Annotated in this window: 1 protein-coding gene; it reads right to left on the minus strand. The window is 43.6% G+C overall.

Translation table 11 applies throughout. The annotated features are described in order from the left end of the window. The coding region (locus HMPREF1519_RS10400; protein ID WP_037611785.1) for an SH3 domain-containing protein at positions 1 to 1586 on the minus strand (1586 nt) is incomplete at both ends.

Raw genomic sequence — 1586 nt, forward strand, 5'->3', positions numbered from 1 at the left:
GAATAGCCTTGTCACCACCAGAAACATTGGTGATATGAACATCGAAACCAAGGTTAGAGAGGTTTTCAATATTGATAGTGCCACTTGGTTTGCTTTCTTGTTGAGCAAGTTTTGCCACAGCTACATAACGGCGGTTGCCATTGTAGCTGAGGTAAGAAAGCCATTGGTAACCATCACCACTGACAATCTTGTCGTAGTTAACTGACATACCAGCATCGTAGTAGGCCAACTCTGGACTTGCTACACGAGGTTCTGCCTTAATACTAGAGCGTTCTTTGAAAGTATAAGTTCCTGAGTCAGGAAGGCTATAGCTAGTTGTTGTATGAGTTTCTTCAACCTTAGTAGGAACTGTGTAAGTTGTGCCACCCACACCAACTAATTTACCATTAGTTTCAACATAGTAAAGATGAACATTGTAGAGACCACGTTCATTCTTATGGTCAATTAGACTGACGTTAACCTTGTAGTTACCGTTGTTAAGACGAGTCGCATTGTACCAGATGATATCATCCTGACCATTCTTTTCAGACCAGATTGGAACAGATACCCCGAGGACACCGTTTTGGTCTGAAACATTACTGATAACCACACTAAAGTCACCATTGTCATGGCTTTCAATAGCGATATCACCTCTTGGTTTAGCGACAGCCTCTGCAGCAGCACCTAGGTCGACGTAACGACGAGTACCATTGTATGACACATAAGAAATCCAACGGTGGTTGTCAGCGAGCAAAGATCTATCGTAGTTGACTGACATACCAGGATCAAAATTGAACTCAGTCTTGGCAGTCAAGCTAGGTTGGTTCTTCACATCTGCAGGTTTAGTAAAATAATAAGTACCACGTTCAGGGATAGTTTCATCTCTAGTCGCTTCAGTAGTGCTACTAGTGTTTTCAGCCTTCAATGCTGCGATATCAGCGTAGTAGCGTTCATAGTCGTAGCCAATGTAAGAAATCCATTGATGATTGTCTCTCTTCAAGACCTTATCATAGATAACATGGTCACCTGCACTAAAGACAAAGGTAGGTTTGATATCCATGATAGGCGCTGTACGAATTTCAGTTGTGCGACGGAAATAAAAAGTACCGTTTGATGGGATATCAAGAGAACCATCAGCAGTCACTGGACCATCTACACCAGGTTGACGTGTTTCGACAGCTTCACGGTCAGTACCTCTAACTTCTGCTACTTCTGAAGATGCGGAACGGTTAGTCTCACTTGCTGCTTCAGAGCTAGCTACTGATGACACTTCAGAACGTAGATTAGCCACTTCTGATCTAGAAACAGAGGCAACAGCAGATGCAGAATGAGCAACCTCTGCCGGTACTTCCAAAGAAGCAGCCTCGCTAGCCACTACACTACTAGCTTCAGAAGAAGCACCTTCACTGCTGGCAAGCTTAGGTCTTGGCGCTTCAGATCTTGAAGCTGGTTGATTGAGGACATCGGTAACAGCTTCTGAAGTTGCCTGGTCGATTTGAAGTGGTTCAGAATTATTTACAAAAACTTCATAATCCTTGCTGGAATTTACGCTATTGGCTTGTTCCTGAGCCAAAGCATGTCCACCAAGCATCAAGCTCGCACCAATC

Origin of the sequence: Streptococcus sp. SR4, from assembly GCF_000517725.1 — a bacterium.
GTDB lineage: Bacteria > Bacillota > Bacilli > Lactobacillales > Streptococcaceae > Streptococcus > Streptococcus salivarius_F.